Origin of the sequence: Xanthobacter autotrophicus (genome assembly GCF_029991245.1) — a bacterium.
GTDB lineage: Bacteria > Pseudomonadota > Alphaproteobacteria > Rhizobiales > Xanthobacteraceae > Xanthobacter > Xanthobacter autotrophicus_C.
The window spans coordinates 1-427 of the sequence record NZ_JAIVFO010000387.1; the positions used below are offsets into that span (position 1 = coordinate 1).

Below are 427 nucleotides of genomic sequence, written 5' to 3' on the forward strand. Positions count from 1 at the left end.
ATTATACATACCGTGATCAGATACCAAAACTATGTTAGTGCTATCTAAGAGATTAGCTTTTTTTAAACCATTTATCAAACTGCCAACTAAATTATCAAGAACAACTATAATACTATCAATCTCTTTGCTATCTGTGCCGAATTTGTGCCCATAAGTATCTGTTGCATCAAAATATAATGTAAAAAATTTTGGTCTTTGGTTATATGGTAGAGTAATCCAACTTAAAATTGAATCTACTCTTTGAGTATATGGGAAAAAATGATCATATTTTTTGTATATAGAAGGCCTTTTGAAAGGAATACTATTATCAGAAAATGGCCAAAAATAAGCGGATGTTTTTATACCATTCTTTTCAGCAGTTTCCCAAAATGGTTCACAATTATACCAGTATGGGTTTCTAACTTCGAAAGTATCAGTGATTTTATAT

The 427-nt window shown here is 29.7% G+C and carries 1 protein-coding gene; it reads right to left on the minus strand.

The annotated features are described in order from the left end of the window. Positions 1-427, minus strand: a 427-nt coding sequence (locus tag K9U41_RS23350) for an ectonucleotide pyrophosphatase/phosphodiesterase (protein WP_282643217.1), incomplete at both ends; no start/stop codon positions are given.